This is a genomic window from Caulobacter sp. AVps18, assembly GCF_058681425.1.
This window is the reverse complement of sequence record NZ_CM178737.1, coordinates 205,992-221,034: the sequence shown is the minus strand read 5'-3', so window position 1 is coordinate 221,034 and position 15,043 is coordinate 205,992. Positions and strand designations below refer to the sequence as shown.

Sequence of the window (15,043 nt, the reverse complement as noted above, 5' to 3'; positions counted from 1 at the left end):
GTCCTGGCCCCAGGCGAGGGGCTAGGAGCTGTGGACACTTATCGCATCCAGAGTATTGCGGCAGCGAGGTGCAGGACGGCGAGGTAGTTTCTCGCCGTCTTCTCGAAGCGGGTGGCGACACGGCGGAACTGCTTGAGGCGACTGAAGCAGCACTCGACGAGGTGGCGCTGGGCGTAGAGGTGCGGGTCGAGCGTATATTTCTGAGCGCGTGAAGGATTGTTGGGGATGACGGCGACGGCGCCCTTGGCGGTGATCGCCTGACGCAGATGATCTGCATCGTAGGCGGTGTCGGCCATGACGACCTTGGCCGGCAAGCCTTCGATCAACGGACCCGCTTGAGGTGCGTCTCCCCGTTGCCCGGCCGTGAGAATGAACCGGACTGGTTGGCCCAGGCCTCGCACGGCCATGTGGACCTTGGTGCTCAGTCCGCCGCGCGAGCGTCCAAGGGCTTGATCTTCAGACCCCCCTTTTTGGCCCCGCTAGCGTGCTGGTGGGCGCGGACGATGGTGGAGTCTATGATCAGGTATTCGAAGTCTGGATCGCCCGACATCGCCTCGAAGATCCGCCGCCAGACGCCCTTCTGGCTCCAGCGACTGAACCGCCGGAAGGCGCTATTCCAATCGCCGAACACCTCGGGCAGATCGCGCCAGGGCGAGCCCGTCCTCACGATCCACAACACGCCCTCGACGAACATCCGGTTGTCGCGGCCGGTCGAGCCCTTCTGGTCAGGACGCCCGATGATCAGGCCAGACATCCGGTCCCAATCAGCGTCACTCAGCACCAAACGATCCATCACACCCAAGACCGCCTCCCAAAAGACAGTCTTGAATCACGCTTCGCACCCTTCGGGAATCCCTAGAGTCCACAGCTCCTAGAGCGGGTTGCGATCTGCTGGAATCAGATCGCTCGCTCTAGTCTTTTGTTTTCACGCGCGTTTCATTCCGAAAACCGGTTCCCACTTTTCGGAACGCGCTCTAGCCTCTGATCAAGACGGGTCCGGAATCCCGTTCTGCAGAATTCCGGTGAACCAGACCCCACGCAGGCGGCCGAACCGCCTCAGTCATCGACGAACGCGCTCTTGGGAGGGCGACTTGGATCACGCTGGACAGGACCGTCGTATTCGCTCGGTCGTCATTGTCGGCGGCGGCACGGCCGGGTGGATGGCTGCGGCCAGCCTGGCGCGGCATTTCCAGGGCTCGCCCCTGAAGATCACCCTGGTGGAAAGTGCGCAGATCGGCACGATCGGCGTGGGCGAAGCCACCATCCCGACCATCCGCAGCTTTTACCAGACCCTGGGCCTGTCCGACGTCGAGGTGATGAAGGCGACCCAGGCCACCTGCAAGCTGGGCATCCGCTTCAACGACTGGCTAAAACCCGGCTCGTCCTTCGTCCATCCGTTTGGCCTGTTTGGCCAGGACCTGCGCGGCGTGCCGTTTCACCACTACTGGATGCGGTTGAAGGCCCTGGGCGACGCTGCGCCGATCAGCGACTATTCGCTGGGCGCGTCCCTGGCCAGCGCGGGCAAGTTCACCCTGCCGTCACGCAATCCGCCCTCCAGCCTGTCGATCTTCGACTGGGCCCTGCATTTCGACGCCGGACTGTTTGCGGGCCTGATGCGGCAGGTGGCCGAGCAGGCGGGGGTCACCCGCATTGATGCGACGATCACCCGGGTCAATCTGCGCCCTGACGACGGCTTCATCGCTTCCATCGATCTCGACAGCGGGGTCACTGTCGAGGGCGAGCTCTTCATCGATTGCTCGGGCTTCAAGGGTCTGCTGATCGAGGAGGCCTTGCAAACCGGCTATGAAGACTGGAGCCCCTGGCTGCTGTGCGACCGGGCCCTGGCCGTGCAGAGCGAGGCAACCGGCGAGCCGCCGCCCTATACCGATGTCACCGCGCAGAGCGCCGGCTGGCGCTGGCGCATCCCGCTGCAGCACCGCTATGGCAACGGATATGTCTATTCCAGCCGCCATATCGACGACGAGGCGGCGCTGAAGGAACTGACCGGTGCCGTGCCCGACCGCCTGCTGCACGCGCCGCGCCCCATCCGCTTCACGCCGGGCCGTCGCCGCAAGGCCTGGAACAGGAACTGCGTCGCCCTGGGCCTGTCGGCCGGCTTCCTGGAGCCGCTGGAGAGCACCAGCATCGCCCTGATCGAGACGGGCATCGAAAAGCTGAAACAGCTCTTCCCCGACCGCGACTTCAACCCTGCCGTGACCGACGAATTCAACGACATGTCGAAGCTGGAGATGGAGCGCGTGCGCGACTTCATCATCCTGCACTACAAGGCCAACCAGCGCGAAGACACGGCCTTCTGGCGCGACTGTCAGGCGGTGGAGATCCCCGATACGCTCAGGCACAAGATCGAGCTGTTCCGCGAGCGCGGCCATTTCGTGCGCTACCGCTGGGAGATGTTCCAGCCGGCCAGCTGGCTGGCGATCTATGCGGGCTTCGAGATCCTGCCCAAGGCCTATGATCCCAGCCTTGATGGCCTGGACCCGGTTTCGTTGCAGCGCGGGCTGACCGAGATGCGCAAGTCTGTTGCCGCCGCCGTCGCGGCGGCTCCGACCCATGGGGCCTTCATCGAGCAATATGCGCGGCCCGATCTGATGGCCGCGCAATAATCCAGAAGAATGACAAGGCCGGGGAGGCCGGGAAGACCATGACGACGACCATGAACCCCAATCAGAACGCGATCAGGAAGGTCGTGATCGTCGGCGGCGGCAGCGCCGGCTGGATCTGCGCGGCCATGGCCAGCCACTACTTCCACAAGACCGGTGTGGCGGTGGAGCTGATCGAGTCTGAAGAGATCGGCACCATCGGCGTGGGCGAGTCGACCATCCCGCCGTTCCTGCAGCTGATCCACAGCCTGGGCATCGACGAGCAGGACTTCATCCAGAAGACCCAGGCCAGCTTCAAGCTGGCGATCCGGTTCGAGAACTGGCGTCAGAAGGGCGAGGCCTATTACCACCCCTTCGGCCAGATCGGCGGGCCGATCGGCCGCAGCGAGTTTTACCAGTGCTGGCTGAAGGCCAAGGCCAATGGCCATGCCTCAAACCTGCAGGACTTCGCCCCCGCCACCGTCATGGCCGACCAGGGCAAGTTCATTCCGCCGGTCCGGGCCCAAAAGACCCTGCTGGGCGGCGCGGCCTATGCCCTGCACATCGACGCCAAGCTGGTGGCCCAGTACCTGCGCGACTTTGCGCAGGCCCGGGGCGTCAAGCGCACCGAGGGCATCGTCACCGACGTGGTCGCCCGCGCGGACGGCTTTGTCGAAAAGGTCATCATGAAGGACGGCCGCCAGGTTGAGGGCGACCTCTTCATCGACTGCTCGGGCTTCCGCGCCCTGCTGATCGGCAAGACCCTGAACGAGGACTTCCGTGACTGGTCAGGCGTGCTGATGTGCGACCGCGCCATCGCCGCCCAGACCGAGAACATCGACGATCCCCATCCCTATACCCTGTCCCAGGCCCAGGACTTCGGCTGGCGCTGGCGCATCCCGCTGCAACACCGGGCGGGCAACGGCTATGTGTTCTGCAGCCAGTATCTGAGCGACGACGAAGCCACCGCCACCCTGCTGGGTCAGGTCCAGGGCGAGGTGATCCTGGGTCCGCAGGTGATCGCGTTCAAGACGGGCATGCGCAAGCGCCTGTTCCGCAACAATGTGGTGGCCATCGGCCTGGCCGGCGGCTTCATCGAGCCGCTGGAATCCACCGCCCTGCACCTGATCTATCGCGGCATGGACTTCCTGCTGCGCTTCTTCCCCGATCGCGACTTCGATCCGGGTCTGGCGGCGGAGTACAATCGCCGCATGACGGCCGACTATGAAGAGATCCGCGACTTCATCGTGCTGCACTATTGCACGACCCGGCGCGACGACACCCCGTTCTGGCGCGACTATCAGAAGGTGGTGCCGCCCGAGAGCCTGAGGCAGCGGGTCGAGCTGTTCCGCGCCGCCGGCCTGCTGCGCGAGGGCGTCGACGAGATGTTCCGCGCGGCCAGCTGGCATTCGGTCATGGAGGGCATGGGCATCCGCCCGGACCGCTATCAGCAGTTGGTCGACACAATTCCCTATGAGGTGATCCGCCAGACGCTGGACCAGTCGGCACCGGTCCTCAAGGCCCAGGTGGCGGGCCTGCCCAGCCACGGAGACTTCCTCGCGCAGCATTGCCCGGCAGCGCCGTGGAAGCGGAGCGCGTAGGGGAGGGGGCCCCCGCGCAAGGCGTCAGGCGCCGGTGGCGTCCACGACGATGGCCACGGTCTTGCCGCGCGACAGCGGGTCCCATCCTGCCCCGATGGCGGAGGTGATGGCCCTGGCCACCAGTTCAGGGGCGATCTGGGCGGGCTTGAGCATGGGCGCGCCGTATTTGGGTTCTGGACCCGGCGGAAACTCCACCACGGCTTCGCGCTGCCAGTCCTTGTGACGCACGGCCAAGGCCATGCCGTGCCGCGATGCGGTGTCGCTGGACCAGCCGGGCTGACGATGCAGCCGCCAGACATAGGGCTCGCCATCGACCTGGATCGGGAACTCGGGGCCTTGCTTGGGTTTTGCCATGCGACGGGTGTTAGCCCAGCAGACGCCCTCAGGCCACCCCCGCGCGCCATGGACGCACGGCCGGCTCCATGAGCAGGCTTGGCGCTCAAGGCGGATATGCTATGCACCGGCCGGGCCAAAGCCCCTGTCGGGAGCGAGCCCCCATCGATGTCGGATCCCAAGTCGCCAGAGTCTTCAGAAGCCCCGGAGCCCGAGGTCGCCACGCCGCCGGTGGAACCCGAAGTCGTGACGCCCGACGACAGGGCACCGGACGATCAGGCTTCGGCCGAAACCGCGCCTTTGCCCGGCGTGCGGCCGCCGATCTGGCGGCGTCGTGCCTGGCAGATCGGCGCAGGCGTTGCGGTCTCGCTGTTTCTGATCCTGATCCTGTCGCTGCTGTGGTCGCTGCCGCTGAGTCGGGCGCTGGAGCCGCTGGACAATTCGGCCCTGGTGCTGGTGGCCGCCGACGGCTCGCCCATCGCCCGGCGCGGATCGTACAAGGAAGCCCCGATCGACCTGAAGACCCTGCCGGCCTATGTGCCGGCCGCCTTCATCGCCATCGAGGACCGGCGCTTCTATCGCCACATGGGCGTGGACCTGCGGGCCATCGCCCGGGCGGTCGGCGCCAATGCCAAGGCCGGCGGCGTGTCGGAGGGTGGCTCGACCATCACCCAGCAACTGGCCAAGAACGCCTTCCTGTCCAATGACCGCAATCTGCGCCGCAAGGCCCAGGAAGCGCTGATCGCCGTCTATCTGGAAGCCCGGCTGTCCAAGGACGAGATCCTGTCGCGCTATCTGTCGTCGGTCTATTTCGGCAACGGCGCGTTCGGCGTGCAAGCCGCCGCCCGCCAGTATTTCGACAAGCCGGCCGAGCAACTAACCCTGGGCGAAGCGGCGATCCTGGCCGGCATGGTCAAGGCCCCTTCGCGCCTGGCCCCCAGCAGCAATCCCGAGCGCGCGACCGAGCGGATGCGGTCGGTGCTGGCGACCATGGTCGAGACCGGGGTGATCACGGCGCAGCAGGCCAGGGCGGCGCCCCGCGACGTCCATATCAGCGACGGCCGCCGCAAGATGCCCACCGGCTCGTACTTCGCCGACTGGGCCATTCCCCAGGCCCGCGCGGCCGTCGGCGCGCGCTATGGCGAGACAGTGGTGCGCACCACCCTGGATCCAAAGCTTCAGGCCCTGGCCGAGAAGACGCTGCGGCAGGCCCTGGACCAGGACGGCGAGGGTCTGAACATCACTCAGGGGGCCATTGTCGCCATGCGCCCCGACGGCCAGGTCGTGGCCATGGTCGGCGGTCGCGACTATGCCGAAAGCCAGTTCAACCGCGCCGACGCCGCCCGCCAGCCGGGCTCGGCCTTCAAGCTGTTCGTTTACCTGGCGGCGTTGCGCAAGGGCATGACCATTACCACCCCGATCTCGGACGCACCGGTGGAGTTGTCGGGCTGGAAGCCCAAGAACCACGAGGGCAAGTATCACGACCGTGAAGTGCCGCTGATCACCGCCTTCGCCGCCTCGTCCAATGTCGCCGCTGTGCGGCTGGCTCACCAGCTGGGCCGGGCCGAGATCGTGCGCACCGCCCGCGACCTGGGCGTCACCGAAAAGATCCCCGACGACCTGACCCTGGCCCTGGGCACCGGCGAGATGAGCCTGACCCGGCTGACCGCCGCCTATGCCGCCATCGCCGCCGGCAAGGCGCCGATCGTCGCCCATGGCCTGAAAGACTGGAAACCCAAGGTCCAGCCCAAGCCTTTGGGCAAGGCCGAGCTGGTCAATATGCGCGACATGCTGCGCTCGGCGGTGCATCGCGGCACGGGGCTGGAAGCGGCCATCCCCGGCGCCTTCGGCAAGACCGGCACCACCCAGAACTACCGCGACGCCCTGTTCGTCGGCTATGTCGGCGATCTGGTGGTCGGCGTCTGGGTGGGCAATGACGACAACAGCGCCATGCGCGGCGTGGTCGGCGGCGGCGAGCCGGCGATCATCTGGCGCCAGTTCATGACCGCCGCCCTGGGCCGCAACGCGCCCCCGCCCGAGCCCGAGGAGATTCCGCTCGAGGTCGATGACCTGGGTCTGCCCATCGTCGATCCGAACGCGCCCGTTCCTGATCCGTTGACCGCACTGGAAGAGCCTCCGCCTGTCGAGCCTCCCGCCACACCGGAGACCCCGGTCAACTAGCCAAGGGCCGTTGAGCTCGACTCCTTGCGCCCTATATGCGTCGTCACCCTGGGACTTGTTCCCGGGGCCCATTGTTCCACCGCAAGTGCGGTGCCGAATAGAACTCTCACGATGAAGCTGACCCATGGGCCCCGGGAACAAGTCCCGGGGTGACGAGCTGAATAAGAGCGCAAGCCGTCGAACTCAGCGGCCCTTGCCTTAGGGCGCGCGGCTGGCGTCCAGCTCCAGCCAGTCGGTGAACGGCTGGCGATAGGCCAGGTCAAAGACCTCGGCCTGCAGCTTGAAGGGCAGGTTGGCCTCGCTGTTCCACAGCATCACCACGCCGGTTCGGGTCGCCGGGTCGAACATCATGGTCGAGCGATAGCCGGTCACGGCGCCGCTGTGGCCCACCAGCCGGTGGCCCTTGTAGGTGAAGCTGCGCATGCCCAGCCCATAGGCCGGCTGCAGCAGGGATCGGCCCAGCGGCGAATTGCCATAGGGCCGGCTGGTGTTGACGCGCGGACGCTGAACTTCCGACAGCACGGCGGCCGGCAGCACGACAGGGGCCTGTCCCATCTGCGCCTGCATCCAGCGGGCCAGGTCGACGATGTTGGAATTGATCCCGGCGGCGGCCGGCGTCCGGTAATAGGCATCCACCAGCGGGACCGGACGACCGTTGCGCGTCGGTTGCGCCCAGTGCGGTGCGGCGCGCAGCGCCTCAAGGCCAAGCGTCGTGCTGGTCATGCCCAGGGGCGTTAACAGCCTTTGATGCGCCTGCCGGGCATAGGTCTGGTGCGTCGCATGCTCCACGACCTCGGTGATCGTGTCATAGGCGATGTTCTGGTAGCTGTGGCAGGTGCCCGGCGGGCACAGTAGAGGTACGTCTTCCAGGCTTTGCCGGATCAGTTTCGGATCGCGCCCACCTTCAAGCCAGCCGTCATAGGCGTTGCGGGGCAAGCCGGTGCGCTGCGACAGCAGATCAGCCAGCGTCAGACTGTTCTGCGCCTGGCCCGGCAGGCGCAGGCTGGTGCCGAACTTCGCCACCGGATCCTCCAGCGACAGGACCCCGTCCCTGGCCAGGCCGGCGCTGAGCGTGCCGGCCACGGTCTTGGACAGCGACGCCCAGCGGAAGACCGTCGTGGCATCGACCTTTTCGCCGCCCCCGGGCGAGGTCTGTCCGTAGCCGCGCACAAACGCTACGCGTCCGTTCTCCACCACGGCCACCGCCAGGCCCTGCATGGTCCTGTCGGCCATCATCGCCTGGATGCGGGCGTCCAGAACGCGATAGTCAATCTGGCCATGCCAGGTTTCCGGCCTGACCGGCAGCACCGCCGGCATCTCCGGCGCCGTCGCGACGGTTGCGGGCGGACCCTTTGCCACTCGCAAGCCATAGAAGATCGTCAGTCCAGCCACGGCCAGTGCAGCGATCACCGCCAGGGCGGCCCCCAGCCGCCAGTCAGGGCGGGGGCTGAACCTGAACGTGCCGAAACGGGTCCTGTAGAATTTTTTCAATCGTCTCTTCCGCCGCGGCCAACCTCGCCGGCCGCCAATCCCGAATCCGCCTCGCCCGGCGATGGGCGACGTCTCCTACGCCCTTGCTGCGCGGGAGCAAGCCTAGACCAAGCGCCGCTGAGCTCGACCCCCTTGCGCTCTATATCCTCGTCACCCCGGGACTTGTTCCCGGGGCCCATCGTTCCACCGCAGGTGCGGCGCAGAATAGAACGCTCACGGTGAAGCTGACCCATGGGCCCCGGGAACAAGTCCCGGGGTGACGGGGTGCTTTCAGATTTGGACCCTCTGAGGTCAGGATCAACAGCCGTTGATATTAGACCCGACAGTTCGGCGGCCCTGAACCCCCGCGTATATTTCAAGGCACCCGCCGCCGGATCTCAAACGCTGTCGCTTGCGTTTTAGCGCTCGGCGGGCGTTTTCGAGCCCATGCTCAGCTGCCGCGCTGGTCCTTTTTCGTGGCCCGGTATGTCCTTTGAAGGGCGGCCTGGCGGCGGCGTTCGGCGTCCTTGGCGACTCGCTCGGCCTTGGCCTCGATCGCCGCCAGCTCGACGCCCAGCTTCTGGAAATGCGCCCAGCGGGCCGGGTCCAGCGCGCCGGTCTCCATCGCGCCGCGTACCGCACAGCCGGGCTCACTGGCGTGGCCGCAGTTGTTGAACCGGCACTCCAGCATCAGGCGCTCGATGTCGTCGAACACGACGCTCAGGCCATCGTCGGCGTCGATCAGCCCTACCTCGCGGATGCCGGGGGTATCCAGGATCAGCCCGCCGCCTGGCAACAGAAACAGCTCCCGGTGGCTGGTCGTGTGACGGCCATGGTCGTCGGTCTCGCGGATCGCCTGGGTGGCCATCCGGGCCTCGCCCAGGAAGGCGTTGACCAGGGTGGACTTGCCGACCCCGGACGATCCGATCAGGACGCAGGTCTGGCCCGGCGCGATCTGGGCCAGCAGCGCGTCGAGACCCTCGCCCTGTCGCGCCGAAACCACCAGCACAGGGCAGCCGGTCGCCAGGGCGGCGATCTGCTCGGCCTGGCCCTGCGGATCATCGGAAAGGTCGGATTTGGTCAGCAGGACCACGGGGCGGGCACCGCTCTGCCAGGCGGCGGCCAGATACCGCTCGATCCGGCGAGGATTGAGGTCGGCGTTCAGCGAGGTGACGACGAAGACGACATCGATATTGGCGGCAATGACCTGCAGGGTCTGCACGCTGTCGGCGGCCCGGCGCACGAAAGCCGTGCTGCGCGGCAGGATGGCGTGGATGGTGGCGGTGCGTTCGACCAGATTCAGCGACAGCGCCACCCAGTCGCCGACCGCCGGATGGCCCGCCTCACGCGCCTCGTGAAAAAGACGCCCGGCAGGCTTGGCCCGCACCTCGCCCTGGTCGGTGATGACCAGATTGCCGTCGCGCTGCTGGGCGACGATCCGCCCCGGGGTGTAGCCGGCGCGCGCATGCGGCTCGAAAGCCTGGCTCAGCGTCTCGGACCAGCCATATTGCTCTATCAAGGGATGGGTCTCTCACAGGATCAGGCAACCTAGCACCATCTGCCGTGCGAACCCACGCGGCCGCGCACGCGGCGTGAGGGCTTTCGAGTGTGAGGGCGAAAATGACGCGATCGAGTCTCCGCATATCGCGGGGTGCGGTGAAGCTACATTGGACGGAATCCCCCCCCCCCCCCCCCCCCCCCCCCCCCCCCCCCCGGAAAGTGACCGAAGAGTTGACTACGTTGAAGAGGGGGGGCGCAGGTCGGGGCGGTTCAGCCCCGATCCATTGCATTTATCACTTTAGAAAGTGGTATCAGGGTGTCCGGCCACTTGGCGGCGAGTTGGTCGCCGATAGCAATGAGGCAAGCCTTCTCGGCAGGCGACAGCTTTAGTTTTCTACCCGCGATGACTATGTTGCCCTTTAGAGCGATTGATAGGTCATTCTCGTTTTCGACTGACAGGCACAAGCCAGTTGCCCGCGCGTATCCCGACAGCTTTGGCGCGCCTTTTCGCCTGCAGTCTAGGTCTACAATCCATGCATCTTCCGGTACTTCAGCGTATTGGTAACCCCATGCTTTGCGGAAATCTGAAGCGGAAAGCCCAGGCTTACTCGGTTGCACGCCGCTTTTTAGGCCGTCGAATTTCTTCTCCCCACCCTCTCCGAGCCCCTCGCTGTAAGCTGCCACGTAGACCGATTTAAACTGCTCAGGGTTCTCGCGACAGGCTGAAATCAGAGTTGTACCTAGAAGAGGTGTCAAACTCTTGAGTGGTAGGGCATCCCGTCGTCTTTTTGCCTCTGCAATATCTGCAGTGCTAACAGGGCGTGTTTCAGGGTCCTCCCAGATGACCTGGAAAAGCTCGAGTACCTTGGCGACGAACTGTGGATCCTCGACCAATACGTTCGCTTCAATCCAACCTTTGGCTGTCGCCCCTTCCTCCGTAAGTCCATTAGTCGATACGTTTGAAGACCCAACTATTGACAATTTACTTGTGGCATAGATTTTTGCGTGGAGGCGTGGATGGGTACGGATCTTGATCCCGAGGGCTCTAATTTCGGCGATCACATCGGGGTTGCAGCCCGGATGGCTCAGATTGCACACGACCCGCAAGGGAATTCCGCTCGCTATTCCTAGCGTCTTGACCGCGCCACGCCCCCAGAACGGTACGGCAACGACTGCATCCTGACTTTGGACGATCGCTTTTCGAAACTTTGCAGCCAGTTGATTTTCGCGCAGTAGTTGGACCATGCCAAGCTTCCTTTTGCATCGAACCCAAATGAAGATGCTAGCGAATATCGATTGCCGAGAGGTGCAATTCAAGGTCAAGTTCGCGCCCTCGGCACTTCTACAAGGTTGTGCTTACGGCCGTTGATTTTGGAGCGAATGGCGAGCCAACTCCGATGGGAGACGCCCGCTAAGCCCGATAGGAGTGATCTCCGACGCTCCTTTGGACATAGGCGAACGCTCCCCACACCCCGTTCGCCGACCGATGGTGTCAACGGTGGACGACGGTAACGGAATGCCTCTAGGCTTGGTCAAGTTCGGTCCGTCGGGGTGATATGCGCGTATCCTCTCCCAGCACCCTCCTGCTCGGAGTGGTGTTCTTCTGTATCGCGGTGGCGCTGACGGCGGTCAGCCTGTCGACCGGGCCGGCCTGGCTGGGCATGGGGCTGGACGCGGCGAGCGCCGACGCGCCGGTGGTCGTGGCCAGGGTCGATGCGGACGGACCGGCGGCGCGGGCGGGCGTCAGGGCCGGCGACCGGCTGGTGGCTGCGGCCGGCGTCCCCCTGACGGGCCAGTCGCTCGACAACGAGGACAGCCAGGCGACCCAGGCGCTGAGCGACGCGGCCATGCGCCGCAACGACGCGGTGGCCGAAGCGCTGAAGGCGCGGCCCGTGCGCCTGACGGTGCAGAGCCCCGGTGGCCCGGTCCGCACGGTGACACTGGCGGATCGCCCCCGGCCGCTGTCGACCCTGGGCGTCGAGTTCTGGGCCAATCTGTCGTTTGGCCTGATCGCAACCCTTATCTGCGGCTGGGTGTGGGCGCTGCGGCCGCGCGAGCTGGCCACCCAGCTGTTCGCCCTGACGGGTCTGTCGATGCTGGCCTTCACCTTTGGCTGGGCGGTGCATGCCAGTCTGGAACTGGCCATGGACGCCGCCGTTCTGGCGCCGGTGCTGTGGCTGAACATGGGCGGCGCGGTGGCCTATGGCGGGGCGATGATCGCGTTCTTCCTGTCGTATCCGCGCCGCATCACGCGCCTGCCGGTGGTGCTGCTGGCCCCGGTGTGCGTGGGGATCTGGGCCGCCCTGCCGCTGTTACCGGGCAATCCCAGCCTCGACAGCCTGGGGCAGGGCATCACGGTGATCGAGATGGTCCTGATCGTGGTGGCCATCGGGGTTCAGGCCTTTGCCAGCCGCAAGGACCCCGCCGCCATGGCCGCCACCCGGTGGCTGGGCCTGTCGGTGATCCTGGGGGCGGGGGCGTTCATCGTCTCGGTAGCCGCTCCGGCCAGCCTGGGACGCGGGGCCCTGATCGACCCGCGCTTCGCCCTGGGGTTCTTCGTCATCATCTATATCGGCATGGCGGTGGGGCTGCGGCGGCACAAGCTGTTCGAGCTGGACCAGTGGGCGTTTCGCATCCTGTTCTATCTGGGCGCCGGCGCGGCCCTGCTGATCCTCGACGCGGTGCTGCTGGCGGTGCTGCGCTACAGCCCTGAGGCCTCGCTGGGCGCGGCCTTGCTGGTCGTGGCCTTCGCCTATCTGCCGTTCCGCGACGTGCTGTGGCGGCGCACGGTGGCGCGTCGCACCATGAAGGATCACGAGATGTTCGCCGCCGTCGCCCAGGTGGCCCTCACCCACGAGGCCGGCGCGCGCGACGCCGCCTGGCGCGACCTGCTGGCCAGGGTCTATGAGCCGCTCGAGATCGCCGCCGCGCCGCCGGGAACCGATCTGGCACGCGCCGTCATCGTGGGTGAGGGCGTGGCCATGAGCCTGCCGCCGGCCGCCGGGGCACCGGCCCTGTTGCTGCGCTTTCCGGCCCGGGGCCGGGGTCTGTTCGGAACTGCCCAACTGCAGCTGGCTGATCAGCTGGCGTCCTTGCTGGGCCAGATCGAGGAAGGCCGCGACGCCTATGCCCGCGGCGTGGTCGAAGAGCGGCTGCGCATCGCCCGCGACCTGCACGACGACGTGGGCGCCCGCTTGCTGTCGGGCCTGCATCGCAAGGAGCTGAGCCAGACCCACGAGGCCATGCGCGGGGCTATCGGCGACCTGCGCGCCATCGTCTCGGGCCTATCGGGACACGAATTGCCGCTGGACGACGTGCTGGCCGACCTGCGCCACGAGACCGCCGAGCGCCTGGCCGCCGCCGGCCTGGCGCTGGACTGGCCGCCGCCGGAGGATGACGCCCCCGGTCCGGCGGCCCCTTACCGCGTCTACAAGAACCTGACCTCGGCCTGTCGCGAGGTGATCTCCAACGCCATCCGTCATGCCCACGCCCAGCGCGTGGCCGTGACCGTGCAACAGTCCCGTGAGCGTCTCGACATGATTATCAGCGACGACGGCGTGGGCCTGCCGCGCGAGCCCGGCGGTCGCCGCAGTGGCCTGGCCAATCTGCAACGCCGGCTTGGCGAGATCGGCGGCGCGGTCGAGTTTCCTGACGTCGCCCAAGGGACGGTCGTGCGGCTCAGCGTGCCTCTCAATCCAGGACCTGCAACGTGACCGTTTCGCCCCCCGCCACGGCCCTGGTGCTAGAGGACCAGGACGAGACCCGCCTGCACCTGCTGGTGGCGCTCAGCCTGGCCTTTCCGGGCATCGACGCCCGGGGCGCGCGCACCTTGCGCGAGGCGCGGGCCCTGCTCGATCCGCCGGCCGCGCGGCCCTGGACGCCCGACCTGGCCCTGGTCGATCTGGTCCTGCCCGACGGCAGCGGTATCGACCTGCTGCGTCAGATCTCCGATCGGGCCGGCGACACGCGGGCGGTGGTGGTGACCATCTATGCCGATGACGGCCATCTGTTCGACGCCATAGCGGCGGGGGCCTGTGGCTATCTGCTGAAGGACATGGGAGCCGACGATCTGGTGCGCTACCTGCACCGGCTGGAGGAGGGGGAGACGCCGCTGTCACCGGCCATTGCCCGCCGGATGCTGGGCTATTTCCGCGACCAGCCGCGCGTGCCCGACACGCTTGAGCCGCTGGCCGCCCTGACCCCCCGCGAGACCGAGGTGCTGCGGCTGATCGGCCGGGGCCTGCGCTCGGGCGAGGCGGCCAAGGTGATGGGGGTGGCCGAGCAGACCGTGGCCGGCTACGTCAAGGCCATCTACCGCAAGCTCAACATCTGCTCGCGCGCCGAAGCCGCGCTGGAGGCCGCGCGTCGGGGTCTGGTCTAGAGACGCTCTAGTCTTTAGTTTTCACGCGCGTTTCATTCCGAAAACCGGTTCCCACTTTTCGGAACGCGCTCTAGTGCATGTAAAGCTGCGAAACGCCGGCAAGGGTGACGGCGCCGATGGCGATCCAGCCCGCCAACAGGGCGAACATCGGATAGCGCTGCCAGAGACGCCGTTGGGTGGCGCAAGCGCCGGAATGTTTGGGCATGGCTTACCTCCCTTTTTGTTTTTGGCGGCCGTTTCCTGCCCACTACCGTGGACCAGAACCACTATTAAGGCACGATTAATCTTTTCACGGCGGACAAGAAACTTGGCTAATGGCCCCGTTTTGAGTTTCCCGCCCCGGGCGAACCGCATTGTTCTCAGGATCAAGGCTCTGATTCTACGGCGCTTTCCGCTTTGATGAAAAGGTTGCATCAGGGCGGAAAGTTTCTAGGTTCTGGATCACCCCGGATGCTTGATCAGGACCCCCTATGCTTCGTTTAGTCTATCTGGCCGCGTGTCTGGCCCTGTCTGCAACCGGACCCGCCCTGGCCCAGGCCCCCGTGGTCAGTCCGCCACCCAGTCTGGCACCGTCACCGGCGGCCGTGGCCGGCAAGGCGTTCCTGGCCACCAATGCCAAGGCACCGGGCGTCGTCGCTCTGCCGTCGGGCCTGCAATACAAGGTGGTCGCCTCTGGGCCCAAGGACGGTCCCTCGCCCAAGCTGGGCGACATCATCAAGGTGCACTACGAAGGCAAGCTGCTGGACGGCACGGTCTTCGACAGCTCGTTCGAGCGCAACCAGTCGATGATCATGCCCCTGGACGGGCTGGTCCAGGCCTGGCTTGACGCCCTGCCGATGATGAAGGTCGGCGATGAGTGGCTGCTCTATGTGCCGCTGGAACTGGGCTATGGCGACCGACAGATGGGCCCGATCCCGCCGGGCAGCGTGATGGTGTTCCGCCTGAAACTGCTGGGCATGCTGGCGGTGGATTGATGG

12 protein-coding genes are annotated in these 15,043 nt (G+C 66.1%); 6 read left to right on the top strand and 6 right to left on the bottom strand.

Going from position 1 to position 15,043, the window contains the following annotated elements; genetic code table 11:
* Positions 1-38: 38 nt before the first annotated feature.
* A protein-coding gene (locus ACW179_RS00980; RefSeq protein WP_492059466.1) for an IS5 family transposase occupies positions 39-802 on the bottom strand; the annotation gives its coding sequence in 2 pieces (ribosomal slippage) (positions 39-464 and positions 467-802; 762 coding nt in all).
* 289 nt (positions 803-1,091) lie between these two features.
* On the opposite strand from ACW179_RS00980, the gene ACW179_RS00975 reads away from it, so the two are divergent.
* A complete protein-coding gene (locus ACW179_RS00975) occupies positions 1,092-2,624 on the top strand; it encodes a tryptophan halogenase family protein (RefSeq protein WP_492062042.1) in 1,533 nt (510 codons plus the stop codon).
* A 38-nt stretch (positions 2,625-2,662) separates the two neighbouring features.
* A complete protein-coding gene (locus ACW179_RS00970) occupies positions 2,663-4,201 on the top strand; it encodes a tryptophan halogenase family protein (RefSeq protein ID WP_492062040.1) in 1,539 nt (512 codons plus the stop codon).
* Positions 4,202-4,225: 24 nt separating this feature from the next.
* Here the strand turns inward: ACW179_RS00970 and ACW179_RS00965 are convergent, their stop codons facing one another.
* Complete coding sequence (locus ACW179_RS00965; RefSeq protein ID WP_492062038.1) at positions 4,226-4,555, bottom strand: hypothetical protein; 330 nt, start codon at positions 4,553-4,555, stop codon at positions 4,226-4,228.
* A gap of 147 nt (positions 4,556-4,702) precedes the next feature.
* Here ACW179_RS00965 and ACW179_RS00960 point away from each other — a divergent pair, with 147 nt between their 5' ends.
* Positions 4,703-6,715: a transglycosylase domain-containing protein gene (locus ACW179_RS00960; RefSeq protein ID WP_492062036.1), complete on the top strand. Its 2,013-nt coding sequence runs from the start codon at positions 4,703-4,705 to the stop codon at positions 6,713-6,715.
* Between the two features lie 198 nt (positions 6,716-6,913).
* Here the strand turns inward: ACW179_RS00960 and ACW179_RS00955 are convergent, their stop codons facing one another.
* The 3 genes from ACW179_RS00955 to ACW179_RS00945 all read right to left on the bottom strand — a co-directional run bounded on the left by ACW179_RS00955 (position 6,914) and on the right by ACW179_RS00945 (position 10,930).
* A complete protein-coding gene (locus ACW179_RS00955) occupies positions 6,914-8,206 on the bottom strand; it encodes a serine hydrolase domain-containing protein (RefSeq protein WP_492062034.1) in 1,293 nt (430 codons plus the stop codon).
* 430 nt (positions 8,207-8,636) lie between these two features.
* The gene (rsgA, locus tag ACW179_RS00950; protein WP_492062032.1) at positions 8,637-9,704 is read right to left on the bottom strand and encodes a ribosome small subunit-dependent GTPase A; all 1,068 of its coding nucleotides are present in this window, start codon (positions 9,702-9,704) and stop codon (positions 8,637-8,639) included.
* A 251-nt stretch (positions 9,705-9,955) separates the two neighbouring features.
* Positions 9,956-10,930 carry a phospholipase D-like domain-containing protein gene (locus ACW179_RS00945; protein WP_492062031.1) on the bottom strand — a complete coding sequence of 325 codons (975 nt, stop codon included), beginning with the start codon at positions 10,928-10,930 and terminating at the stop codon, positions 9,956-9,958.
* Between the two features lie 311 nt (positions 10,931-11,241).
* Between ACW179_RS00945 and ACW179_RS00940 the strand changes: the two genes are divergently transcribed.
* Positions 11,242-13,398 carry an ATP-binding protein gene (locus ACW179_RS00940; protein WP_492062029.1) on the top strand — a complete coding sequence of 719 codons (2,157 nt, stop codon included), beginning with the start codon at positions 11,242-11,244 and terminating at the stop codon, positions 13,396-13,398.
* Entirely contained in the window at positions 13,395-14,066 is a 672-nt protein-coding gene (locus ACW179_RS00935; RefSeq protein ID WP_492062027.1) for a response regulator, read from the top strand. The genes ACW179_RS00940 and ACW179_RS00935 overlap by 4 nt, the downstream gene beginning before the upstream one ends.
* Before the next feature lie 70 nt (positions 14,067-14,136).
* Here ACW179_RS00935 and ACW179_RS00930 read toward each other — a convergent pair whose 3' ends face one another.
* Positions 14,137-14,271 (bottom strand): hypothetical protein, encoded by a 135-nt coding sequence (locus ACW179_RS00930; RefSeq protein ID WP_492062025.1) that lies wholly within the window; start codon positions 14,269-14,271, stop codon positions 14,137-14,139.
* 265 nt (positions 14,272-14,536) lie between these two features.
* Here ACW179_RS00930 and ACW179_RS00925 point away from each other — a divergent pair, with 265 nt between their 5' ends.
* Positions 14,537-15,040: an FKBP-type peptidyl-prolyl cis-trans isomerase gene (locus tag ACW179_RS00925; protein ID WP_492062023.1), complete on the top strand. Its 504-nt coding sequence runs from the start codon at positions 14,537-14,539 to the stop codon at positions 15,038-15,040.
* Positions 15,041-15,043 lie beyond the last annotated feature (3 nt).

Coding starts and splice junctions, on each gene's coding strand:
- ACW179_RS00970 (WP_492062040.1), top strand. CDS start 2,663: ATGACGACGACCATGAACCCCAATCAGAACGCGATCAGGAAGGTCGTG.
- ACW179_RS00965 (WP_492062038.1), bottom strand. CDS start 4,555: ATGGCAAAACCCAAGCAAGGCCCCGAGTTCCCGATCCAGGTCGATGGC.
- ACW179_RS00960 (WP_492062036.1), top strand. CDS start 4,703: ATGTCGGATCCCAAGTCGCCAGAGTCTTCAGAAGCCCCGGAGCCCGAG.
- ACW179_RS00945 (WP_492062031.1), bottom strand. CDS start 10,930: ATGGTCCAACTACTGCGCGAAAATCAACTGGCTGCAAAGTTTCGAAAA.
- ACW179_RS00940 (WP_492062029.1), top strand. CDS start 11,242: ATGCGCGTATCCTCTCCCAGCACCCTCCTGCTCGGAGTGGTGTTCTTC.
- ACW179_RS00930 (WP_492062025.1), bottom strand. CDS start 14,271: ATGCCCAAACATTCCGGCGCTTGCGCCACCCAACGGCGTCTCTGGCAG.
- ACW179_RS00925 (WP_492062023.1), top strand. CDS start 14,537: ATGCTTCGTTTAGTCTATCTGGCCGCGTGTCTGGCCCTGTCTGCAACC.